The organism is Stenotrophomonas maltophilia group sp. Smal12 (assembly GCF_037079935.1).
In the GTDB taxonomy this organism is placed as follows: domain Bacteria; phylum Pseudomonadota; class Gammaproteobacteria; order Xanthomonadales; family Xanthomonadaceae; genus Stenotrophomonas; species Stenotrophomonas sepilia.
Window position 1 is genome coordinate 64733 of the sequence record NZ_JBAWUK010000015.1, and the last position, 22492, is coordinate 87224.

The following is a 22492-nucleotide window of genomic DNA, read 5'->3' on the forward strand; positions in this document are numbered from 1 at the left end:
GCGCCACCGTCCGCCCGTGCGTCCACATCTTCGAAGAGCAACCACCCATGGCTCAGATCGTCCACAAGCGTCGTCACCTGCTGTCCCAGGCACTGGTCCTGGCCCTGTTGCCCCTGGCCGCGGGTGCACAGGAAGCGGCCAGTTCGTCCACCAAGGACTTGGATGCGGTCACCGTTACCGGTTCGCGCATCAAGCGCGCCGCGGTCGAAGGCCCGGCCCCGGTCAACGTGATTACCGCGCAGCAGATCCAGAAAGAGGGCTTCGTCAGCGTGTATGACGCGCTGAAGACGCTCACCGAAGCGACCGGCACCGTTGAAGCCGCCTCGCAATGGGGCTCGCACACGCCCAACGCCAGTGGCCTGAACCTGCGCGGCATGGGCCCGAACCGCTCGCTGCTGTTGGTCAACGGCCGTCGCGTGGCCGATTACCCGCTGCCGTATGGCGGTGAAACCAACTTCTCCAACTACGGCAACATTCCCGCTGCCGCGGTCGAGCGCATCGAAGTACTGACCGGCGGCGCCTCGGCGATCTACGGTTCGGATGCGATCGCCGGCGTGGTCAACGTCATCCTCAAGACCAACTACGACGGCGACGAAGTGCGCGTGCGTGGCGGTACCTCCACAGAAGGTGGGCGAGATACTTGGGACCTGTCCTGGGCCGGCGGCAAGACCGGCGACAACTGGAGCGTGACCTACGCGCTGCAGTACACCAAGCGCGATCCGCTGTTCGGACGCGACCGACCGCAGATGGACGACGCCGACGACGCACCGTATCCCTCCTGGAACATGGAGCAGCGCAAGGTCGGCTTCCGCCCCACCTCGGGCCTGGCATTGATCGACCCGACCAACGGCCAGCGCCTGGCACCGCCTGCAGGCACCTGCGAGAAGTTCGACCGCGAGTACTACACTGCCGATCGGCTGGTCTACAACTACGCTACCAACACCATCACCAACACCGGCCGCCTGTGCGGCATGAGCGCCGACTACGCCAACTGGCTGCTGACCGGTGGTGCCGAGAACGTGTCCGGCAACCTGTATGCCACCTTCGATTTCAGCAGCGACCTGCAGGCCTGGACCAACCTGGCGGTGTACCGCTCCGAAGCGATCTGGGGCACCAACCCGCCCAGCGTCTCGCTGATCGACGACGACAACGGCTATTACTGGGATGCCAACCGCAACCGCCCGATCCTGGGCGTGCGCCAGTTCACCCCGAACGAAGTCGGCGGCCTGGACACCCTGCGCAACACCAACCGCGAGCTGTCATGGGACTGGAGCGCGGGCCTGCGTGGCCGCCTTGCCGACCGCTTCGACTGGAGCGCCACGGTGGGGCGTTCCTACTATCGCGTGGAAGAACGGCAGAACGTGGTGGACGAGCAGAAGTCGTACGACTTCTTCCTCGGCCCGCGCCTGGGTACCACCGCCGATGGCGAGGCGATCTACGCGTTGAACGAATCGCGCTGGTGGAATCCGCTCACGCCGGACCAGTACTGGCAGATGGGCACGGTCGCCAGGAACCGCGCGTCATCGTGGGTCAACCAGGCCTCGGCGGACATCACCGGCGAGCTGTTTCAGGGCTGGGCCGGCCCGATCTCGTTCGCCGCCGTGGCCGAAGTCGCGCAGCAGGGCTATCACCTCAGCCCGGACCCGCGCGCCGGCATCGACTTCGATCTGCAGAACGTCGATCGCGGTGGCGGCGAGCGCACCCGTTACTCGGCCGGCGTCGAGTTCAAGATCCCGCTGCTGGAGAGCGTGACGGCCACCGCCGCCGCCCGCTACGACCGCTATGGCAACTACAAGGCCGATGACAGCAGTGAAGCGCTGGATATCGGCAGCCAGAAGGAGACCACCTGGAACGTCGGCCTGGAATGGCGCCCGGTCGAATCGCTGCTGGTGCGTGGCTCGTATGCCACCAGTTTCCACGCGCCGGACATGCACTACCTGCTGGGCCAGCCGAGCAGTTCCGAAGTGCAGACCTATGACCGCCTGCGCTGCATCCAGAGCGGTGCCTACCTGGTCAACAACTGTGGCGTGGGCAACACCGATGTCTGGTACACCTTCGACGTGAACCGGCGTGGCACGCCGCTGCTGCGTTCGGAAACCGGCGATTCGTGGACGGTCGGCTTCGTCTGGGACGTGATGCCGAACCTGTCGTTCAGCGCCGACTACTGGGCGATCAAGCTGGAAGACATGATCGTCGACGTCGGCGCCGACGAGGTGCTGGCCAGCGAGGCCGGCTGCCTGACCGGCAAGAACATCGATGGCACGCCGTGGGCCAATCCGGCCGGTGGCGACTATTGCGCCGGCATCCTGGCCCGCGTGAACCGTGACAGCAGCGGCCGCCTGGTATCGATCGAGCGCGGCCCGTTCAACCTGGCCAGCCGGGAAGTGCGCGGCATCGACCTGACTGCACGCTATCGCCTGGAAACCGCGCAGTGGGGCAGCTTCCAGCTGGGCCTGAACTACACCAACCAGATCTCGACCAAGGAACAGCGCTACGCCAACGACCCGAACCCGGAACGGCGCGACCGGGACCTGCGCAGCAAGCTGCGCGCGAGCCTGGCCTGGCAGCGCGGCAACTGGAACGCCAACGTCTATGCCGACCGCGTGGGCTCGGTGCCGGGCGTGCGCTATCACTGGGGCACCGACCGCCTGGACAATCCCGGCGGCTGCCTGCCGTTCGCCGACGGCTACGTGCCCAGTGACAGCCCGTCGCTGAACTGCCTGGAACCGGCACAGCTGCCGGATGGCTCGGTGAACCCGAACCCCAACGCGGGCCAGCAGACCTCGCGCTACTTCGGCCGGGTCGGCCCGTTCATCACCTGGAACGTCAACGTGGGTTACCAGGTGACCGAGCACGCCAAGGTCAATGTCTACGTCAACAACGTGTTCAATTCGGCCAGCTGGAACCACAAGGACCCGTACAAGCTGGACTATGACTTCGCCCCGACCCGGTTGCTGAGCGCGGTCGGCCGCGAGTTCGCATTGGAGTATGTGTTCACCTTCTGAGGAGACCGACCTCCGCCGCTGGATCCACGCCATGCGTGGATGCGGAAACGGGACGCCGGGGGCGGCGCTCCCTTCAGGCATGCGGACAGGCTGGATTTGACCTTCCCACGATGGCAAGGTTTAGCCTGTCCGCATCCAGAAGGAAACCCGGGAATCCGATCATGAGCATGCCGCGCGCCGCTGCCGCCCCCGCCAGCCCCTCCACCATCAGCCTGCCCATCGAGGGCATGACCTGCGCCAGCTGCGTGGGCCGGGTCGAGGCAGCACTGTCCAGGGTCGAGGGCGTGGGCAGTGTCTCGGTGAACCTGGCCACCGAGCGGGCGGACATTCGTCCGTCGGGCCCGGTGGATCGCGCGGCGCTTGTCCAGGCGGTGGAGCGGGTGGGCTATGACGTGCCCGCGGCGACCACCGAACTGGCGGTCGAAGGCATGACCTGCGCTTCCTGCGTGGGCCGTGTCGAACGCGCGCTGTTGGCCGTGCCCGGCGTCAGCCAGGCCAGCGTCAACCTGGCCACCGAGCGCGCCACGGTGCGTGGCATGGCGGACGTGGCTGCGCTGGTCGCCGCGATCGACAAGGCCGGCTATGACGCACGTGTGATCGAGGCGGGTGTGCAGTCCGATGATCAGGCTGCGGAAAAGAAGGATGCCGAGCGCGCCGGACTGAAGCGCGACCTGATCGTGGCCACCGCGCTGGCACTGCCGGTGTTCGTACTGGAAATGGGCTCGCACCTGATCCCCGGCATGCACGCATGGGTGATGTCCACCCTCGGCATGCAGGCCAGCTGGTACCTGCAGTTCGCACTGACGCTCCTGGTGCTGGCCATCCCCGGGCGCCGCTTCTACCAGAAGGGCTTCCCGGCGCTGCTGCGGTTGGCGCCGGACATGAATTCACTGGTGGCGGTGGGCACCGCCGCGGCGTTCGGCTATTCGGTGGTAGCGACCTTTGCACCGCGGCTGCTGCCGCCGGGCACGGTGAACGTCTACTACGAAGCGGCGGCGGTGATCGTCGCGCTGATCCTGCTCGGCCGCTTCCTCGAGGCCCGGGCCAAGGGCCGCACCTCCGAAGCGATCAAGCGCCTGGTCAACCTGCAGGCCAAGGTGGCCCATGTGATCCGTGACGGCCGCGCGGTCGAAATCCCGGTCAATGAAGTGCAGAGCGGCGACCTGGTGGAAGTGCGCCCGGGCGAGCGCGTGCCGGTCGACGGCGAGGTGGCTGAGGGCCGCAGCTACATCGATGAATCGATGATCAGCGGCGAGCCGATTCCGGTCGAGAAGCTGCCGGGCAGCAGCGTGGTGGGTGGCACGGTCAACCAGAAGGGCGCACTGACGGTGCGGGCCACGGCCGTGGGCGCGCAGACCCTGCTGGCGCAGATCATCCGCATGGTCGAACAGGCGCAGGGCTCGAAGCTGCCGATCCAGGCGGTGGTCGACAAGGTCACGTTGTGGTTTGTGCCGGCGGTGATGCTGGCCGCGCTGGCGACCTTCGCGGTCTGGTTGATCTTCGGTCCATCGCCGGCACTGAGCTTCGCACTGGTCAATGCGGTGGCGGTACTGATCATTGCCTGCCCGTGCGCGATGGGCCTGGCCACGCCGACCTCGATCATGGTCGGAACCGGTCGTGGCGCCGAAATGGGCGTGCTGTTCCGCAAGGGCGAAGCACTGCAGCTGCTGAAGGACGCGCAGGTGGTGGCGGTGGACAAGACCGGCACGCTGACCGAAGGCCGCCCGCGCCTGACCGATCTGGAGATTGCTGCCGGCTTCGATCGCAACAGGGTTCTGGCGGCAGTGGCCGCGGTGGAGTCGCGCTCGGAGCATCCCATCGCCCGCGCGATTGTTGATGCCGCGACCGGGCAGGGCATCACGTTGCCGGGCATGGTCGACTTCGAATCGGTCACCGGCATGGGCGTGCGGGCCAGTGTCGAGGGTGCACGCGTGGAGGTCGGTGCCGATCGCTTCATGCGCGACCTGGGCGTGGACATCACCGCATTCGCAGCATTGGCGGCGGAACTCGGCACGCAGGGCAAGTCACCGATGTACGTGGCCATCGATGGACGCCTGGCCGCGATCATTGCGGTATCCGATCCGATCAAGCCGAGCACCCCCGCAGCGATCGCGGCGCTGCATCGGTTGGGCCTGAAGGTGGCGATGATCACCGGCGACAACGCCGGGACCGCGCAGGCGATCGCGCGCCAGCTCGGCATCGATGAAGTGGTGGCCGAGGTGCTGCCGGAAGGCAAGGTCGAGGCAGTGCGTCGGCTGAAGGCCACGCATGGGCACGTCGCCTTCGTCGGCGACGGCATCAACGATGCCCCTGCGTTGGCTGAAGCCGATGTCGGCCTGGCCATTGGTACCGGCACCGATATCGCGGTGGAGTCGGCCGACGTGGTGCTGATGTCGGGTAACCTGCAGGGCGTGCCCAATGCCATTGCGCTGTCCAAGGCGACGCTGGGCAACATCCGGCAGAACCTGTTCTGGGCGTTCGCCTACAACACCGCATTGATTCCCGTCGCGGCCGGCGTGCTGTACCCGGCCTGGGGCGTGCTGCTGTCGCCGGTGTTCGCGGCCGGTGCGATGGCGCTGTCCAGTGTGTTCGTGCTGGGCAACGCGATGCGCCTGCGCCGCTTCCAGCCGCCGATGGCGGATGCCCACGCCACGACCCATTGAAGGAGAACCGCATGAACATCGGTGACGCCGCCAAGGCCTCCAGCGTGTCGGCGAAGATGATCCGCTACTACGAACAGATCGGCCTGATCCCCGCGGCCGATCGCACCGAATCGGGCTACCGGGCGTATTCGCGGGCGGACATCCATCGCCTGCGCTTCATCCGCCGCGCGCGCGATCTCGGCTTCCAGGTGGCCGAAATCAGTGACCTGCTGGGCCTGTGGAACGACACCGCGCGGCACAGTGCCGACGTCAAGCACCTGGCCGAGCAGCACATCGCCGACCTGGAACAACGCATCCAGAGCATGCGGCAGATGGCCGACACGCTGAAATCGCTGATCCGTTGCTGTGCAGGCGACGAGCGCCCTGAGTGCCCGATCCTGGAGCGGCTGGGTGAAGACGATGAGGCTCCGCTGTCGGTCGATGCAGCGAAGACCGGCGCGGTGCGGCGGCGCGCGCGCAAGCGCTGAGTTTCCATGTCGCGTACAAAAAAGCCCGCCCGGTGACAGTGCACGGGGCGGGCTTCGCTGTGGCAGAGGGCAGGGGATCAGGCAGTGCGCGGCGGGAAACCCGCATCGTTCAGCGCGGCGAACACCTGCTCCTGTGATGCGGTGGTCTGCACCTTGACCAGGCCGGTCGGCGGATCGGCCACCACACTGGCGTTCGGATCGATCTGCTGGATGGCGCGGGTCACGCTGCGCGCGCAGCCGCCGCAGGTCATGCCGTCAACATGGAATTCCATCTGTAGCTCCTTCGGTGCTCGTGAGATGAAACCAGTGTGCACCTTCCAACGATGGCAGGGTCAAGCAGGTGGCTGAACGGCGGCGCAGGCACCCATGAAAACGGCAGCCGCCTGTACCAGCGCGGCTGCCGTGGAGGACCATTCCCGCCGGGGCGGGCAAGACTGCGCCGGGCCAGGCCCGGCGCTGCCTCAGAACTTCCAGTTCACGCCGAAGTACAGCTGGCGGCCGGCGTACAGGTTGGACAGCAGGCGGGCCTGGCTGTCGTTGCCGATGTAGCTGCGCAGCTCGGACTTGGTGGCGTTCAGTACGGCGGCGGTCACCGTCCAGTCCGGAGTGAGGTTGTAGGCCACGTTCAGGTCAAGCTGGCTGTAAGGCTTGGTGTAGGTGGTCATGCCATTGTTCAGACCGCCGACCACTTCACCACGACGGTTGTACGAGGCGCGCGCCAGGAACTTGTCGTTCTCGTAGAACACCGTAACGTTGGCCTGGTTCTTGGCACTGCCGACCAGCGGCGAGGAGCCGATTTCCTCGCCATCCAGCACGATCGAGGCCAGGTTGGTGTCGTTGTAGGTGTAGTTGGCCTGCACGCCCAGTCCGAAGTCGAACGTGTACTGGCCATACAGTTCCACGCCCTGGGACACGCCATCGCGGCCATTGGCCTGGGTCTCGTACTTCTGCACGGTGACCGACTGCCCGCCGACGTTCATCTGCTGGTCGCGCACCACCGGCACGGTGAAGTTGTCCACGTTCTTGCGGAACAGCGAAACACCTGCGACCGCGCCCGGCTGGAAGTACCACTCCAGGCCCAGGTCGAACTGTACCGCCTTGAACGGTTCCAGCGCCTTGTTGCTGCCCGAGCCGTACCAGCCGGGCGTGTCGGTGCCGCCGGTGACGCGGCGGTCGTTGGCGTACTCTTCGCTGATGTAACGCAGACCACCGGGATAGGCGATGCTGGTGTAGCTCGGGCGCGCGACCACCTTCGATGCCGCGCCACGCAGCACCAGGTTGTCGGTGATGTCCCAGGCAATGTTGAAGCTGGGCAGCACGTCGGTATAGGTCTTTTCCAGCGACGACAGGGCATACACCTTGTCGCGCACCTGCGGGTCGGGCAGGCGGACGAAGCCACCCTGGCAGCGCAGGTTCGGGTCGGCGGCCGGATCATCGCAGCTCATCGGCGCGCCGCTGGCGTTGTCGACGAAATAGTCGTTGAAGCGCTCGACCGAATCGCTGGACTGGGCGAACTGCTTGGTCCGCACCACGCGCACGCCGATGTTGCCGCGTACCCGCTCAGTGCGGAAGTTGGCCTGGAAGTAGCCGGAATGGATCTTCTCGTTGACGTCGTAGACGAAGTCTTCTTCGGTACGGTTGTGCGAGCCACCGTAGGTCTTGTTCAGGTAGTCGATGTAGGCCGGGTAGTTGATGCCCGGGAACACGTTGGCGTTGAACGCGCCGGTGATGTTGCTGATCGGGTTGGACAGGAAGAAGCCCGGTTGCGCATCGCCTGCGGTCGGATCGCAGCCGGCCTGGTAGCGATTGTTGTCATAGTCGGACGGATCCAGGCCCGGGCACACCCAATAGGTGTTGCCGGTGTTGCGGTGGACCTTGCCATCGCGGTACTTGGCGCCGAACTGGATCGAATCCAGCCAGCCGGCCTCGAACAGCTTGGTGACGTCGGCCTGGAAGTAGTTCTGCTTGACCTCGGTCTGCATCCACGACGAATCGGTCGAGCCGGTATCGACTTCGGCCACGCCCGCCATCAACTGCTGCTGCAGGTCCGGCGAGAACTGCACCGACGGCGTGCCGGTCAGGTCCCAGGCGGTGTACTGGTTGCCGGACTGCCACTGGTTGCCAACCTTGCGGCGCGGCTTGGCCGACATGCGGAAATTCATCGACGGACCACCTTCGGACCAGGTGCGGCCGCCGGTGAACGAGGCCTTCCACAGCGGGCTGATATCCCAGTCGATGGTCAGGTCGGCGGTCTGCGACAGTGCCTTTTCCTTGCTGTATCCACCGGTGAGCTGCGGAGTGGGGATGGTGCAGTCGTCCGGGCCCCAGCCACCGGGTTCCAGGCCGGCTGCCGCTGCTTCTTCCTCACTGCAGTAATAGGTCTTTCCGGCCAGCTTCTGGTACTGCGCACCCGTGACGATGCTGCCACTCGGGTCGAAATCCAGGCCGTTGAGCAGGCGGCCGCCGGCCCAGTTGCCGTCCTGGTTGTAGCGGGCCAGGTTCCACTCCGGCACCTTCAGCATGTTCTGGGTGTAGTCACCCTGCAGCTCGAAGCGGAAGTAGTTCGCGGTCATCGTGACGTTGTCGACCGGCTTGAACTGGAAGGTCAGCTGGCCGCCCTTGCGCTCGCGCTTCTCTTCCTTCACCGCGAAGTTCACCGAGGTCGGCATGAAGAATTCGCTGTAGTTCTTGCCAGCCTGGTTGTTGAAGCCGGACTGGCCCCACCAGTAGTGGATGCCATCCTGCTCCAGCAGGTTGCCGTTGGCATCGCGGGCCGTGGTGCCATTGCCGTACCACTGGTAGTCCTCGGTGCTGGCTTCCATGGTGCGTGTGGTGCGCTTCTGCTGGGTCACGCCGACGAGGACGCCGAAGCGCTCATCCTTGCTGTGCCACGAGTACAGCGCGGACGCCTGCGGATCGACATCGTGGCTGGTATCGGAGGTGGTGCCCTCCAGGTTCACGTAGCCGGAGTTGGATTCCATGTCCAGCGGGCGACGGGTATGCAGGATGACCGTGCCGCCGATGCCGCCTTCGTCGATGCGTGCTTCCGGCGACTTGAACAGCTCCGCGCTGGACAACATGTTCGATGGCAGCAGGGTGTAGTTGAAGGAGCGTGTCGCTTCGTTGTTGGTCTCTGACGAGGCGACGAAGTTGCCGTTCAACTGGGTCAGGGTCAGGTCCGGCGCAAGGCCGCGCACACTGACGCTCTTGCCTTCGCCACCGCTGCGGGTGATGACCACGCCGGGCACGCGCTGCAGTGCGTCGGCCACGTTCTTGTCGGGGAACTTGCCGACGTCCTCGGCGGTGATCACCTCGACCACCGCGTTGGCGTCGCGCTTCTGCTCGAGGCTCTTTTCAATGGCGTAGCGGTAGCCGGTGACCTGGACGCTGTCCAGGGTGGTGGCATCCTGCCCGCCGGTGGACGTGGCCTGTTGCGCGGCGGCGCCAGCCGGAACGACGGCGGCGGCCAGGGCCAGCGCGATGGCCAGCGACAATGCGTCCTGGCCGTGCGTACGTGTTGAATGCTTCATTCCCATCTCTCCCTCTCTCCTGGATTGATCCGGTGACGTGGCACGGACAACTTGAATCGATCTAATTTGAAGTGACTTTGCGGCTGTCGCCGTGCAATGGCAGTAGCGCCGCCCGTGTGGCCTGGTACGTCCTGTTGCTGCTCCCCCAACTCCCGGCCATCGCAGCGTCGTCTTGGATCGATCTAAGCGATGGGCGGGCGATTTTTAGCACGGGTCGCCCGCAGGCGCATGCTGCTGCGCAATATGGTACTGGCGTGGCGAAGGGATGACGGTTTGCTGAAATCAGTGAAATCGTTTTCGTGCGCAGGGGAGGGTGGGTCGGCAGGGCTGCGCCCTGCACCCGCGGTAGTGCCGGCCGCTGGCCGGCAACAGCCAAAGCCAAAGCCAAAGCGGCTCTGGGTTGTCTGTGGCTTGGCGGGGCGGTGTCGGACTGCGGGGACGGGTTTACGGCGTCCCCCGCAACCGGACCCACCCCGACTCCCCACAGGAAACCGGCTTCTGCTGTTGCTTCTGCTGTTGCGGTTGCTGTTGCTCCAGCTCGTAGCACGTGCAGGGCGCAGCCCTGCCGAACACCCCATCTCATGCTGCGCCGCAGAATGCATTCGGCTGAACCTGCATGCTCTACTTGAATCGATCTAAATTCACGGTCTGGTGGGTCGGGCGTCATTCCAGGGGGAGCTCTCTGCAGGTCAGGGCAGGGCTCAGCGGAACGGTGCCGAACGCCCCCGGCCGTCTGCCTCCGCGTCATCGACTACAGGAACCCGACATGCGCCCAGTGCCGTCCGCTCCCGCCGTCCCATTGTCCTCGCGCCCGCTGGTGCGCCTGGCCTGCCTGCTCGCGCTGTCGTCAGTGCCGGTGCTGCTGCAGGCTGCCCCGGCAGCGCTGGAGCGCGAGGTCAACACCTTCATCGGCAGCAAGGACGACGGCAACACGTTCCCGGGTGCGTCGGCACCGTTCGGCCTGATCCAGGTCAGTCCGATCGGCAGCCACTACTCGGGCTGGCGCTATGACGACGAGAAGATCCGCGGGTTCGGCCACTCCTTCCTGTCCGGCGCGGGTTGCTGGGAACAGGGCGGGCAGGTGTCGGTGCTGCCGGTGACCGGCTCGATCGGTCCGGGTGGCGATTTCGATACCGGCAATGCCAAGCAGTTCGACCACAAGGCCTATGCGTCGGCTTACACCCACGATGGCGAGGTCGGCCAGGCCGGCTACTACAAGGTGCGCCTGACCAGCTACGGTGGCATCGATGCCGAGGCGACCGCGCGTACCCGTGCCGCGGCCGAGCGCTACACCTTCAGCCAGCGCAGCGGCGATGGCCACGTCCTCGTCAACGTCGGCCAGGCCAACGAGCGCCATTCGGTGATCGGCAGCGTGGTCGATGTGGTCGGCGACCGCGTGGTCGAGGGCAAGCTGGTCACCAAGAGTTTCTGCGGCGGTCATCAGTACACCACCTGGTTCCGCATCCAGTTCGACCGTCCGTTCAAGGCGCATGGCACCTGGGGCGAGGGCGGTGGCCTGCCGGGCGCGCGCCACAGCATGGAAGGCGAGCAGAAGCCGAACGGTGCCTGGCTCAGCTTCGACCTGGCCAAGGGCCAGTCGGTGACAGCGGTCAGCGCGATCTCGCACGTGGATGCCGAAGGCGCGCGCACCAACCTGCGCGCAGAAGGCATGCAGAATGGGGCGCTGCTCGGCTTCGACCGCATGCGCGCGCTGTCCCAGCAGGCCTGGCGTGAGCAGTTGGGCCGGGTGCGCGTGCAGGGCGGCACCGCCGATGACCGCACCGTGTTCTACAGCGCGGTCTATCACGCGCTGCTGCAGCCGATGACCGGCAACGACGCCGACGGCCGCTACCGTGGTTATGACGACGGTATCCACCGCGCTGATGGCTGGACCTATTACGAGTACTTCTCGCTGTGGGATACCTACCGCGCGCAGAACCAGTGGCTGGCGCTGACCCGCCCGGACGTGGCGCGCGACATCGGCCGTACCCTGCTGGCGATCGACGAACAGGTCGGTTGGCTGCCGCGCTGGGGTTATGCCAACTTCGAGACCAACATCATGACCGGCGATCCGGTCACGCCGTTCATGGTCGACCTGTGGCGCTTCGGCGCGCTCAAGGGCCGTGAATCGCAAGCCTGGGATGCACTGCGCCGCAATGCCTTCGGCACGCCACCACTGAACTCGCGCATGGCCGGACGCTCCGGCAACCCGACCTACCTGGACAAGGGCTATGTGGCCTACGACCGCGCGTTCCCGTCCAAGGGCATGGATGTCGATCCGCACCATGGTGGTTCGGCCACGCTGGAATATGCGCTGGCCGACTGCGCGCTCTCGCAGATGGCCGATGGCCTGGGCCATGCGCAGGATGCGGCGACACTCCGTGAGCGTGGCCGCAACTGGCGCAAGGTGTGGGACCCGCAGGTGCGCGATGCCGAGACGGGTTTCACCGGCTTCCCGCGCCCGCGCACCGAGGATGGCCAGTGGTACACGCCGGCCGATGGCCACTACAGTCCGCGTTCGCACCACGGTTTCCATGAGGGCACGGCGTGGCAGTACCAGTGGCTGGCGCAGCAGGACGTGCCGGGCCTGGTCGAAGCGATGGACGGCCGCGAACAGGCCGGTCGCCGCCTGGATGCGTTCTTCGCGATGGACGCGCTGCAGGCCGATCCGCTCAATGCCGCCCGCAAGGCGTGGGTGGTCGGGCCGTACAGCTACTACAACCAGTTCCGCTACAACCCGAACAACGAGCCGGACCTGCACTCGCCGTGGCTGTACACGCTGATCGGCCAGCCGTGGAAGACCGCGGCCGTGGTGCGTGCCGCGCAGCAGTTGTTCACCAATGCCCCCAATGGCGTGACCGGCAACGATGACCTCGGCACGATGTCGGCCTGGTACCTGTTCAGCGCCATCGGCGTGTACCCGGCGGTGCCGGGCAGCGGCCAGTTCCTGCTGCACACGCCGCGCTTCAGCAAGGTCGAAGTGGACATGGGCAATGGCCGGACCCTGCGCATCGACGCGCCGGGTGCCGATGGCCGCCGCCTGCAGTACGTGCAGGGTGTGCGGGTCGACGGCCAGCCGCATGCACCGGTGTGGCTGGACTGGGACCGCCTGCAGCAGGGCCCGCGCCTGCAGTTCGCACTCGACGCGAAGGCGCCGGAGCAGGGCTGGGGCACGGCGGTGAAGGACCTGCCGGTGTCCTGGTGCGCGGCACCGGGCAGCCAGCTGCGCTGAGCCGGACTGTGCCGTTCGCGCTGACCCAGCGAACGGCACGGCACGACACGGCCCTGATCCATTAGGCTTGAGCCTCCAGCGGAGTCCGGGAAGACGATGAACGACAACGGCAACAGTCCCAGCAAGCGCGCCGGCAAGGCGGTGACGGTGACCGACATCGCGCGCGCGATCGGCGTGTCACGGGCAACCGTGTCGCTGGTGCTGCGTGGCAGCCCGCTGGTCAACGTCGATACCCGGGCCAAGGTCGAGGCCGAACTGCGCCGCCAGCGTTACGTCTACAACCGCGCGGCGGCCAACCTGCGCCGTCGTACCTCGTCGAGCATCGCGCTGGTGATCAACGATCTCTCCAACCCGTTCTTCGCCGAGTTCGCATCGGGCGTGGACGAGGCGTTGGGCGGGCGTGGCTACGTGACCCTGCTCGGCAGCACGGGTGAATCGCCGGAGCGGCAGCAGGCGGTGCTGTCCACGCTGATGGAGCACACCCCGGCCGGCCTGATCCTGTCGCCGGCCGAGGGCAGCGATACCGCACAGCTGCGGCAGGCACTGGGCGCCAATGCCAACGTGCTGCTGTTCAACCGCGAACTGGCCGGGGCCGACTGGGACTTCCTGACCCTGGACAACCAGCACGGCGCCTATCTGGCCACGCGCCACCTGATCGAGCGCGGCCATCGCCAGATCGCCTTCTTCGGGGGCCACGCCGCATCCAGTTCCTGCCACCAGCGCCGCGCGGGTTTCCAGCAGGCGCTGGCCGAGGCCGGCCTGTCGCTGCCGCCGGGCTGGATGATCGAATCGGCCCCGAATCGCTTGGAAGCGGCAGCGCGCACCGATGAGCTGTTCGCCGATGGCCATCGCCCAAGTGCGGCGGTCTGCTACAACGACACCGTCGCGCTTGGCCTGATGCTGGGCTTGAATTCGCGCGGTATCCGTCCGGGCGGTGATTTTGCCGTGACAGGCTTCGACGATATTTCCGAGGCGTCGGTCGCGGTTCCGCCGTTGACCACGCTCACCGCCGACCCGCGCGAGCGTGGCCGCCAGGCTGCCGCGCTGCTGCTGCAGCGGCTGGACGAACCGGACGCGCCGCCACGGCGCACGGTTGCGCCGGTGCAGTTGCGCATCCGCGAAAGCAGTGCCGCACGACCGAACTGATTCCTTCTGCATACCCCTTCCACGCAACAACGACCTTCCGCGCATCGAGGCGCGTACCGCATGCCGATTTCCGCAACGCCCCGTCCATCGGGTTCTTCGGGCAACGCACCCGCCGTCACCAACGGCAAGGCGTTGGCTGTCGTCACCACGATCTTCTTCATGTGGGGCTTCCTGACCTGCCTCAATGACATCCTGATCCCGCACCTGAAGGCGGTGTTCGAACTGAACTACGCCAAGGCGATGCTGGTGCAGTTCACCTTCTTCGGCACTTACTTCCTGATGTCGCTGCCGGCGGGCCGCCTGGTGGCGGCGCTGGGCTACAAGAAGGGCATCGTGGCTGGACTGGTGATCGCCGGCATTGGCGCGCTGGGCTTCTGGCCGGCGGCCGAGCTGCGCGTGTACGGCGCCTTCCTCGGCGCGTTGTTCGTACTGGCCACGGGCATTACCGTGCTGCAGGTCGCCGCCAACCCGTACGTCGCGCTGCTGGGCCCGGAACAGACCAGTTCCAGCCGCCTGACCCTGGCGCAGGCGCTGAACTCGCTGGGCACGGCCATCGCCCCGATCTTCGGCGGCATGCTGATCCTGTCCAACACGGTCAAGAGCGCTGACGACATCGCGGCGCTGCCGGCCGCCGAGCAGCTGGCCTACCGTGCCGCCGAGGCGCAGGCCGTGCAGGGACCGTACGTGGGCCTGGCCGTGGCGCTGGTGCTGTTGGCGCTGTTCGTGTTCCTGTTCCGCCTGCCGGCGCTGAGCGACGCCACCGAGCAGGCCGACCAGGGCCACCACCACAGCTACCTGGATGCGCTGCGCAAGCGCCACCTGCTGCTGGGCGTGCTGGGCATCTTCTTCTACGTCGGCGCTGAGGTGTCGATCGGCAGCTTCCTGGTCAACTACCTGTCGATGCCCAACATCGGTGGCTTCAGCGAACAGGAAGCCACGCACTACGTGTCGGCCTACTGGACGATGGCGATGATCGGCCGCTTCGCGGGCTCCGCGCTGCTGGCGCGCTTCTCGCCCAGCCGCCTGCTGGCGATCTTCGCGCTGGTCAACGTGGCGCTGCTGGTCACGACCATGCTGAGCTCCGGCAACATCGCGCTGTACTCGGTGGTGGCGATCGGCCTGTTCAACTCGATCATGTTCCCGACCATCTTCGCGCTGAGCATCGAGCGTCTGGGGCCGCTGACCAACAAGGGCTCCAGCCTGCTGATCATGGCCATCGTCGGCGGTGCCGTGGTGCCGTACCTGCAGGGCGTCCTGGCCGACCACATCGGTGTGCAGGCCAGCTTCATCCTGCCGCTGCTGTGCTACGGCTACATCATTTTCTACGGACTGGTCGGCGCGCGTACGCCGGCCTCCGCAACGCAGGGAGGCTGAGTCCGGAATGGGTGCCATCGTTTGCTTCGGCGAAATTTTGATCGATCTACTAGCGCAGCCGCCGGCCTCGGCCGACACGCCGCGCGCCTTCCTGCAGTACGCCGGTGGTGCACCGGCCAACGTTGCCGTTGCGGCCGCCCGGTTGGGTGCGAAGACGCAGTTCGTCGGCACGCTGGGCCGCGACATGTTCGGCGACTTCCTGGCCGACAGCCTGGTCGAGCACGGCGTGGGCACGGATTACATCGTGCGTACCGATGCGGCCAAGACCGCACTGGCCTTCGTCGCACTGGATGCCAGCGGCGAGCGCAGCTTCAGCTTCTATCGCCCGCCGGCAGCCGACCTGCTGTTCCGTGACAGCGACTTCCAGGCGGCGTGCTTCGACAGCGCACAGTGCTTCCATGTCTGTTCCAACAGCCTGACCGAAGCGGCGATCGCCGAGGCGACCTTCGCCGGCATGGATCGCGCGCGTGCGGCTGGTGCGGTGGTCAGCCTCGACCTCAATCTGCGTCCGGCGCTGTGGCCGGCGAACGAGGACCCGACACCGCGCCTGTGGCAGGCGCTGGAACGCGCCGACCTGGTCAAGCTGTCGCGCGAGGAGCTGGACTACCTGGCCGCGCCGCTGGGTGCCGATGGCGAGGCTGCGGTACTGCGGCGCCTGCTCGCTGCGCGCGTGCGCTGGGTGATCGTCACCGACGGTGCGGCCACGCTGCACTGGTACACGCGCGACAACCACGGCACGGTCACCAGCTTCCGCGTGGCTGCCGTCGATACCACCGCGGCCGGTGATGCCTTCGTCGGTGGCGTGCTGGTCGGCTTGCTGGAGCGCAGCGGCGCCGGTGCCGGTTTTGCCGCCTTCTGCCAGGACCCGGAGGCGATCACCGCCACGCTGCGCTTCGGTGCTGCGGTCGGTGCGCTGGCTGTTACCCGCAAGGGCGCGTTCGCCGCGATGCCCTCGCTCGATGAAGTGCAGCAGCTGCTGCAGGCCCAGGACATTAACGCATGAGCACCTCCCCCGACTTCCGTTCGCCCGCGTTCCTGCGCGCGCACATCGCCGATACGATGGCGTTCTACCATCCGCGGTGCATCGATCCGAACGGTGGCTTCTTCCACTACTTCCGTGACGACGGCAGCATCTACGACGCCAACCATCGCCATCTGGTGAGCAGCACGCGTTTCGTCTTCAACTACGCGATGGCCTACCGCGAATTCGGCAACGCCGAGTACCGTGAGGCGGTCGAGCACGGCGTGCGCTACCTGCGCGAGGTGCACCGCAACCCGGCCACCGGCGGTTACGCCTGGACCCTGCGCGACGGCAAGGTCGAGGACGACATGAACCACTGCTACGGCGTGGCGTTCGTGCTGTTGGCCTACAGCTGCGCACTGAAGGCCGGTCTCGAACAGGCCCGCGCATGGATGGACGAGACCTGGCAGCTGCTGGAGGCGCGCTTCTGGGAGCCCCAGCACGGCCTCTACAAGGACGAAGCCGATGGGCAGTGGAATTTCACCGGCTACCGTGGCCAGAACGCCAACATGCACATGTGCGAGGCGATGCTGGCCGCCTTCGAGGCCAGCGGCGAACAGCGCTATGTGGAGCGCGCGCTGCAGCTGGCCAACAACATGACCCGTCGCCAGGCCGCCAAGGCCGGTGGCCTGGTGTGGGAGCACTACGATTCCAACTGGGAGATCGACTGGGACTACAACCTGGACGACCCCAAGCACCTGTTCCGCCCATGGGGCTTCCAGCCGGGCCACCAGACCGAATGGGCCAAGCTGTTGTTGATCCTGGACCGCCATGTGCAGGTCGACTGGCTGGTGCCGACCGCGCAGCACCTGTTCGACGTGGCTGTGGCGCGCAGCTGGGACGAGGCGCGGGGTGGCCTGTACTACGGTTTCGCGCCGGAGTCGCGCCGGCAGCCGGGCATGGATGGCGCCCCGATCGGTGGCGACAGTTCTGTCTGCGACGACGACAAGTATTTCTGGGTGCAGGCTGAGACGCTGGCGACCGCCGCACTGATGGCCAAGCGTACCGGCGATGACCGCTATTGGCAGTGGTACGAGCGTATCTGGGCGTATTCGTGGGAACACTTCGTCGATCACCGGTACGGCGCCTGGTTCCGCATCCTCGATGCCGACAATCGCAAGTACAGCGACGAAAAGAGCCCGGCCGGCAAGGTGGATTACCACACCATGGGTGCGTGCTACGAAGTGTTGAACGTGGTGCGTTGAGGTTGGCGCGCCGGGCATGGCCCGGCACTGCCGTGAACTGGACTTGCAGGTAGCGCCGGACCATGCCCGGCGGAATAACAGGAGCATCCCGTGCATCGCCTTCCCCTCGTTGTCCGCCTGCTCCTGCTGCTGATCGCGGCGTCCGCCTTCCCGGTCGCTGCCACGCCGCTGCAGGCACAGTGGGAGTTCCGCATGCTGCCCGGCGACGCGCAGGGCGCCGCTCATCCAGGTCTGCAGCAATGGCGGGCGGCGACGGTGCCGGGCAGCGTGCACACCGACCTGCTCGCTCACGAACTGATCCGTGATCCGTATGTCGGCGCACCAGAGGCCGAACTGCAATGGATCGGCCTGGCCGCCTGGGAGTACCGCGCGCGCTTCGACGTGGATGCGGCGACGCTGGCCAAGCCCAATGCCGAGCTGCGCTTCGACGGTCTGGATACCTACGCCGACGTCAGCCTCAACGGCAAGCCGCTGCTGCGTGCGGACAACGCGCACCGGACCTGGCGCGCGCGCGTGAATGGGCGCCTGCGGGCCAGGGACAATGAACTGCAGATCGTGTTCCGTTCGCCGATCCGCACCCTGCTGCCGGGCGTGCAGGCAATGCCGCACAAGATCGCTGGCAACTACCCGTCGCCGTATGGCGATGAGCCGAAGGACGCGATGGTCGGCAACTTCGCGCGCAAGCCGGCCTACCACTTCGGCTGGGACTGGGGTCCGCGCTATGTCACCGCCGGCGTCTGGCGCGGAATCGATCTGCAGGCTTGGGACGCGCACCGCCTGACCGATCTTGCGGTGCGCACGGATGCATTGAGCGCGGAGCAGGCGAAGCTGGCCGTGCTGCTGCAGGTGGAGCAGGGCGCGGCGGCGGGCTCGGCCGTGGTGACTGTGGATGTGCGCGATCCGCAGGGTCGCAGCGTGGCCCAGGTGCAGCGCACGGTGCTGCTGAAGCCCGGCCAGAACAGCATCGAGGTTCCGGTTGAACTGGCCGATCCGCGGCGCTGGTGGCCAGTCGGCTACGGCGCGCAGGACCGCTACACGGTGCAGGCCCGCCTGGACCAAGGTGGCGCGCCGGAGCTGGCGCGCGAGCAGCGCATCGGGCTGCGCACGGTCGAACTGCGCCGCGAGGAAGACCGCAAGGGCGGGCAGGGCTTTGCCTTCGTCATCAACGGCGTGGAGATCTTCGCCAAGGGCGCCAACGTGATTCCGTTCGATGCCTTCCCCGCGCGCGTCGATGCCGCACGCCTGCGCCAGGTGCTGACGGCCGCGCGCGACGCCAACATGAACATGCTGCGCAACTGGGGCGGCGGCTACTACGAGGAGGACGCGTTCTTCGACATCGCCGACGAACTGGGCCTGCTGGTGTGGCAGGACTTCATGTTCGGCGGCGGCATGCAGCCGGGCTACGATCCGGCGTTTCGTGCCAACGTGGTGGCCGAAGCACGCGACAACGTGCGCCGTCTGCGCCACCACCCCAGCATCGTGCTGTGGTGTGGCAACAACGAGGAAGAAACCGCCTGGAAGGACTGGGGCCATGGTCGCGACCTGAAGGCGGCCGACCCGGCGTTTGCAGCGAAGGTCTGGCAGGGCTATGTCGACCTGTTCGGCAACGATCTGCGCGCGGTGGTGGGCGAGGAAGGGCTGGGCGTGCCGTACTGGTCCAGTTCACCGAGCAACGATCTTGACGAAAAGGCCAACGACTCGACCCGCGGCGACAAGCACTACTGGCAGGTCTGGGGCAATCCGGCGCTGCCGGTGCAGGCCTACCTGCGTGAGACGCCGCGCTTCATGTCCGAGTACGGGCTGCAGGCGTGGCCGTCGGTGGCGACGGTGGACCAGATCGCCACCCGCGCCGAGCAGCGCATCGACAGCCCGGTGATCCGTGCGCACCAGAAGTTCATGGCGGGCGAGGGCAACAGCCGCCTGCTGCACTACATCGAGCTGGGCTACGGTACGCCGAAGGACTTCGAGGACTTCGTCTACCTCAGCCAGGTGATGCAGGCCGATGGCATCGCTCTGGCGGCACTGCACCATCGCGCCTCGCGCCCGTACACGATGGGCTCGCTGTACTGGCAGCTCAACGATGTCTGGCCCGGCGCCTCGTGGTCCAGCGTGGACTATTTCGGCCGCTGGAAGGCGCTGCACTTCGCCGCGCGGCGTTTCTTCGCGCCAGTGACGGTGGCAGCGCTGCGCGACGAGGGCAGCACGCGGGTGCGCCTGATCAACGACGGTGCCGCACTGGATGCGCGCTGGCGTCTGCGGGTGATGGACGTGGAGGGGAAGGTGCTGCGTCGTCGCGAGGAAACGGTGACGTTGGCGGCGGCGGGTGTCACCCCGATGGGCGATTTCAGCGATGCGGAGCTGCTGGCCGGTGCCGACCCGATGCGTACGGTGGCGGTGTTCGAGTTGCTGCAGGACGGCAACGTGAGTGCGCGGCAGGTGGTCGGTTTCGTTGAAGCCAAGGACCAGGTGTTGCCGCGGCAGAAACTCAAGGCCACGTTGTCCATCGAAGGGGACCACTATCGTCTGCGGCTGGAAAGCGCGGCGTATGTGCGCGCGGCGTGGATCGACTTCGGCGCGCTGGATGTGCAGGTCGAAGACAACCTGCTGGACCTGCTGCCGGGTGAAACCCGCGATATCGCGGTGCGCGGCCCGGTGGATCTGGTTACCCTGCGCGAAGCGCTGAAGGTGAAGACCCTCAACGACCGTTGAGCAAAAAAGGGGACGGAGGGGATTAAGTCGTTTGTGGCCCATGTGTGCCACAAACGACTTAATCCCCTCCGTCCCCTTTTTCTTGCTTACAGCTGGATCTGCTGGAAATTCTCGACCCGTTCGTGGCCGTTGGCGGCCTGCCCGGTACGCGGCATCGGGTAATCATCCAGGCGATCGATCAGGCGGGTCTGCAGCCCGGCTTCGCGGGCGGCATCCAGTTCTTCCACCACATCGGACAGGAACAGGATCTCGCCGGCCGGTACGCCGATGGCCTGCACGATGCGGCGGTAGCTGTCGGCCTCGCGCTTGCCGCCGACTTCGGTGTCGAACCAGCCCGACACCAGCGGGCTGAGGTCCCCGGCATCGCTGAAGCCGAAGAACAGCTTCTGCGCCGGCACCGAGCCGGAGGAGTACACGTACAGCGGCAGCCCGGAGGCGTGCCAGCCCTTCAGCACCGGCGCTACTTCCGGGTAGAAGTGCGCGGTGTAGTCGCCACGGCGGTAGCCTTCGTCCCAGATCAGTCCCTGCAGCGCCTTCAGTGCGGTGTGCTTGCGGTCCTGGTCGATCCAGCCCTGCAGCGTCTCGGCCACGAGGCTGTCCTGGCAGGCACCGCCGATCTCGGTTGCCACCGCATCCAGCCAGCGGCGGACGTCCGGCTGCTGGCCATGCTCGGCGACAAACGCGGGCAATGCCTTGCGCGCATAGGGGAACAGCACGTTCTTGACGAACGAGATGCTGCTGGTGGTGCCTTCGATATCGGTCAGGATGACGCGGGCTTGCATGGATCAGGACGCCTGGGTGGGTACGTAACGAGGGAACTTCTGCGCGATGTCGGTGCCGGTGAAGTGACCGACCCAGCCATCCGGCTCGGTGAAGAAGCGGATCGCCACGAAGCTGGGTTCCTCGCCCATGTCGAACCAGTGGGTGGTGCCATCGGGCACGGCGATCAGGTCATCCTTCACGCACTCGATCTCATAGACCTTGTCACCCACGTGCAGGGTGAACAGGCCCGAGCCGGCGACGAAGAAGCGCACTTCGTCTTCCTTGTGGAAGTGCTCGTCGAGGAACTTCTTGCGCAGCTCGGCGCGATTCGGGTTGTCCGGGGCGATCGAGGCCACGTCCACGCTCTTGAAGCCGCGCTCGGCGACCAGGCGGTCGATGTCAGCGCGGTAGGCGGCGAATACTTCCTCCTGGCTGGCGCCCGGTGCGACGGGCGCGGTGGCCTGCCAGCGCTCGAAGGTGACGCCGATCTTCTGCAGCTCGGCAGTGATGACCGCGCCGTCCTGGGTGTCCAGCAGCGGCGAATCGGGGCGGGTGTCGTCGTAGATGCGCAGTCGGCTCATGGCGGCAGCTTGAACGTCTCGGGGGGAAGACAGGGTAGCAGGGTGGGTGTAGGGCGCAGATTCCGGATCGGCATCTGCACCTGCGCGCCGGTTCAGCCGCGCAGCCTGCGCAGCTCCAGTTCGCAGTGGAACAGGAACTCGAACGCTTCCAGGTGGCGGCGTGCCTCGGCCATGTCGCGGCCCCAGGCGTACAGGCCGTGGCCATCGATCAGATAGCCCCACAGGTTCTGCCGGTCGAGCAGGTCATCGACCTGCTTCGACAGCACGTTCATGTCCTGGGTGTTGGCGAACACCGGCACATCGATGGCCATTTCGTGGGTACTGTTGCCGGCGAAGGCCTTCAACAGCTCGTAGCCTTCCAGGCGGACATGACCCTGCGGCGCGTACAGGCGCGAGGCGATGGTCTGCACCGGCGAGTGCGTATGCAGCACGCAGCCGACGTCCGGGAAGCGGCGGTACAGCTGGGTGTGCAGCAGGGTCTCGGCGGACGGGCGCAGCGGACGGCCGACGGCCTGGCCGTCGAAGTCCACCACCATGATGTCGTCCTCGATCAGGCGGCCCTTGTCCTTGCCGGACACCGTGATCGCCGCGTGGCGATCGTCCAGGCGGTGGGAGAAGTTGCTGCTGGTGGCCGGGGTCCAGCCGGCATGGGCCAGTTCGCGGACGTTGTCGATCAGCAGCTGGGCCAGTTCGCTCAGGCGCGCGGTGTCGTAGGGGAAGGTGGGGGCGTTCATGCCGACGATTTTACTGGATTCGGCCAACGGCTGAGCCCCTCGTGGCGGGTCGTGTAGAGCGGT

14 protein-coding genes are annotated in these 22492 nt (G+C 66.5%); 9 read left to right on the plus strand and 5 right to left on the minus strand.

The window, feature by feature from the left end; translation table 11 throughout:
* Positions 1-47: 47 nt before the first annotated feature.
* The 3 genes from WDC87_RS09010 to cueR all read left to right on the plus strand — a co-directional run bounded on the left by WDC87_RS09010 (position 48) and on the right by cueR (position 6135).
* Positions 48-3005 (plus strand): TonB-dependent receptor, encoded by a 2958-nt coding sequence (locus tag WDC87_RS09010; protein ID WP_252744945.1) that lies wholly within the window; start codon positions 48-50, stop codon positions 3003-3005.
* Positions 3006-3166: 161 nt separating this feature from the next.
* Positions 3167-5668 (plus strand): heavy metal translocating P-type ATPase, encoded by a 2502-nt coding sequence (locus tag WDC87_RS09015; RefSeq protein WP_301655249.1) that lies wholly within the window; start codon positions 3167-3169, stop codon positions 5666-5668.
* A gap of 11 nt (positions 5669-5679) precedes the next feature.
* Entirely contained in the window at positions 5680-6135 is a 456-nt protein-coding gene (gene cueR / locus WDC87_RS09020) for a Cu(I)-responsive transcriptional regulator (protein WP_088497331.1), read from the plus strand.
* A gap of 77 nt (positions 6136-6212) precedes the next feature.
* On the opposite strand, the gene WDC87_RS09025 is transcribed toward cueR, so the two are convergent.
* Together WDC87_RS09025 and WDC87_RS09030 are read right to left on the minus strand one after the other, a co-directional pair.
* Complete coding sequence (locus WDC87_RS09025) at positions 6213-6407, minus strand: heavy-metal-associated domain-containing protein (protein WP_049438338.1); 195 nt, start codon at positions 6405-6407, stop codon at positions 6213-6215.
* Positions 6408-6596: 189 nt separating this feature from the next.
* Positions 6597-9671 carry a TonB-dependent receptor gene (locus WDC87_RS09030; RefSeq protein WP_252744336.1) on the minus strand — a complete coding sequence of 1025 codons (3075 nt, stop codon included), beginning with the start codon at positions 9669-9671 and terminating at the stop codon, positions 6597-6599.
* Positions 9672-10431: 760 nt separating this feature from the next.
* Between WDC87_RS09030 and WDC87_RS09035 the strand changes: the two genes are divergently transcribed.
* From WDC87_RS09035 to WDC87_RS09060, 6 genes are all read left to right on the plus strand, one after another.
* Positions 10432-12897 (plus strand): GH92 family glycosyl hydrolase, encoded by a 2466-nt coding sequence (locus WDC87_RS09035; RefSeq protein WP_301655286.1) that lies wholly within the window; start codon positions 10432-10434, stop codon positions 12895-12897.
* A 96-nt stretch (positions 12898-12993) separates the two neighbouring features.
* Positions 12994-14043 (plus strand): LacI family DNA-binding transcriptional regulator, encoded by a 1050-nt coding sequence (locus tag WDC87_RS09040; RefSeq protein ID WP_061479246.1) that lies wholly within the window; start codon positions 12994-12996, stop codon positions 14041-14043.
* 60 nt (positions 14044-14103) lie between these two features.
* A complete protein-coding gene (gene fucP, locus WDC87_RS09045) occupies positions 14104-15417 on the plus strand; it encodes an L-fucose:H+ symporter permease (RefSeq protein WP_005416346.1) in 1314 nt (437 codons plus the stop codon).
* A 7-nt stretch (positions 15418-15424) separates the two neighbouring features.
* Positions 15425-16420: a carbohydrate kinase gene (locus tag WDC87_RS09050; RefSeq protein WP_111007966.1), complete on the plus strand. Its 996-nt coding sequence runs from the start codon at positions 15425-15427 to the stop codon at positions 16418-16420.
* A complete protein-coding gene (locus WDC87_RS09055) occupies positions 16417-17643 on the plus strand; it encodes an AGE family epimerase/isomerase (protein ID WP_252744871.1) in 1227 nt (408 codons plus the stop codon). The genes WDC87_RS09050 and WDC87_RS09055 overlap by 4 nt, the downstream gene beginning before the upstream one ends.
* 90 nt (positions 17644-17733) lie before the next feature.
* A complete protein-coding gene (locus tag WDC87_RS09060) occupies positions 17734-20352 on the plus strand; it encodes a glycoside hydrolase family 2 protein (protein WP_252744872.1) in 2619 nt (872 codons plus the stop codon).
* Positions 20353-20438: 86 nt separating this feature from the next.
* Here WDC87_RS09060 and mtnC read toward each other — a convergent pair whose 3' ends face one another.
* The 3 genes from mtnC to WDC87_RS09075 all read right to left on the minus strand — a co-directional run bounded on the left by mtnC (position 20439) and on the right by WDC87_RS09075 (position 22429).
* Complete coding sequence (gene mtnC, locus WDC87_RS09065) at positions 20439-21134, minus strand: acireductone synthase (protein WP_061479251.1); 696 nt, start codon at positions 21132-21134, stop codon at positions 20439-20441.
* 3 nt (positions 21135-21137) lie between these two features.
* Complete coding sequence (locus tag WDC87_RS09070) at positions 21138-21695, minus strand: acireductone dioxygenase (RefSeq protein WP_065177596.1); 558 nt, start codon at positions 21693-21695, stop codon at positions 21138-21140.
* 92 nt (positions 21696-21787) lie between these two features.
* Positions 21788-22429 carry a methylthioribulose 1-phosphate dehydratase gene (locus WDC87_RS09075; RefSeq protein ID WP_005416352.1) on the minus strand — a complete coding sequence of 214 codons (642 nt, stop codon included), beginning with the start codon at positions 22427-22429 and terminating at the stop codon, positions 21788-21790.
* Positions 22430-22492 lie beyond the last annotated feature (63 nt).

Coding starts and splice junctions, on each gene's coding strand:
- fucP (WP_005416346.1), top strand. CDS start 14,104: ATGCCGATTTCCGCAACGCCCCGTCCATCGGGTTCTTCGGGCAACGCA.
- WDC87_RS09075 (WP_005416352.1), bottom strand. CDS start 22,429: ATGAACGCCCCCACCTTCCCCTACGACACCGCGCGCCTGAGCGAACTG.
- WDC87_RS09030 (WP_252744336.1), bottom strand. CDS start 9,671: ATGGGAATGAAGCATTCAACACGTACGCACGGCCAGGACGCATTGTCG.
- WDC87_RS09015 (WP_301655249.1), top strand. CDS start 3,167: ATGAGCATGCCGCGCGCCGCTGCCGCCCCCGCCAGCCCCTCCACCATC.
- WDC87_RS09070 (WP_065177596.1), bottom strand. CDS start 21,695: ATGAGCCGACTGCGCATCTACGACGACACCCGCCCCGATTCGCCGCTG.
- WDC87_RS09010 (WP_252744945.1), top strand. CDS start 48: ATGGCTCAGATCGTCCACAAGCGTCGTCACCTGCTGTCCCAGGCACTG.
- WDC87_RS09025 (WP_049438338.1), bottom strand. CDS start 6,407: ATGGAATTCCATGTTGACGGCATGACCTGCGGCGGCTGCGCGCGCAGC.
- WDC87_RS09055 (WP_252744871.1), top strand. CDS start 16,417: ATGAGCACCTCCCCCGACTTCCGTTCGCCCGCGTTCCTGCGCGCGCAC.
- cueR (WP_088497331.1), top strand. CDS start 5,680: ATGAACATCGGTGACGCCGCCAAGGCCTCCAGCGTGTCGGCGAAGATG.
- mtnC (WP_061479251.1), bottom strand. CDS start 21,134: ATGCAAGCCCGCGTCATCCTGACCGATATCGAAGGCACCACCAGCAGC.
- WDC87_RS09035 (WP_301655286.1), top strand. CDS start 10,432: ATGCGCCCAGTGCCGTCCGCTCCCGCCGTCCCATTGTCCTCGCGCCCG.
- WDC87_RS09050 (WP_111007966.1), top strand. CDS start 15,425: ATGGGTGCCATCGTTTGCTTCGGCGAAATTTTGATCGATCTACTAGCG.
- WDC87_RS09040 (WP_061479246.1), top strand. CDS start 12,994: ATGAACGACAACGGCAACAGTCCCAGCAAGCGCGCCGGCAAGGCGGTG.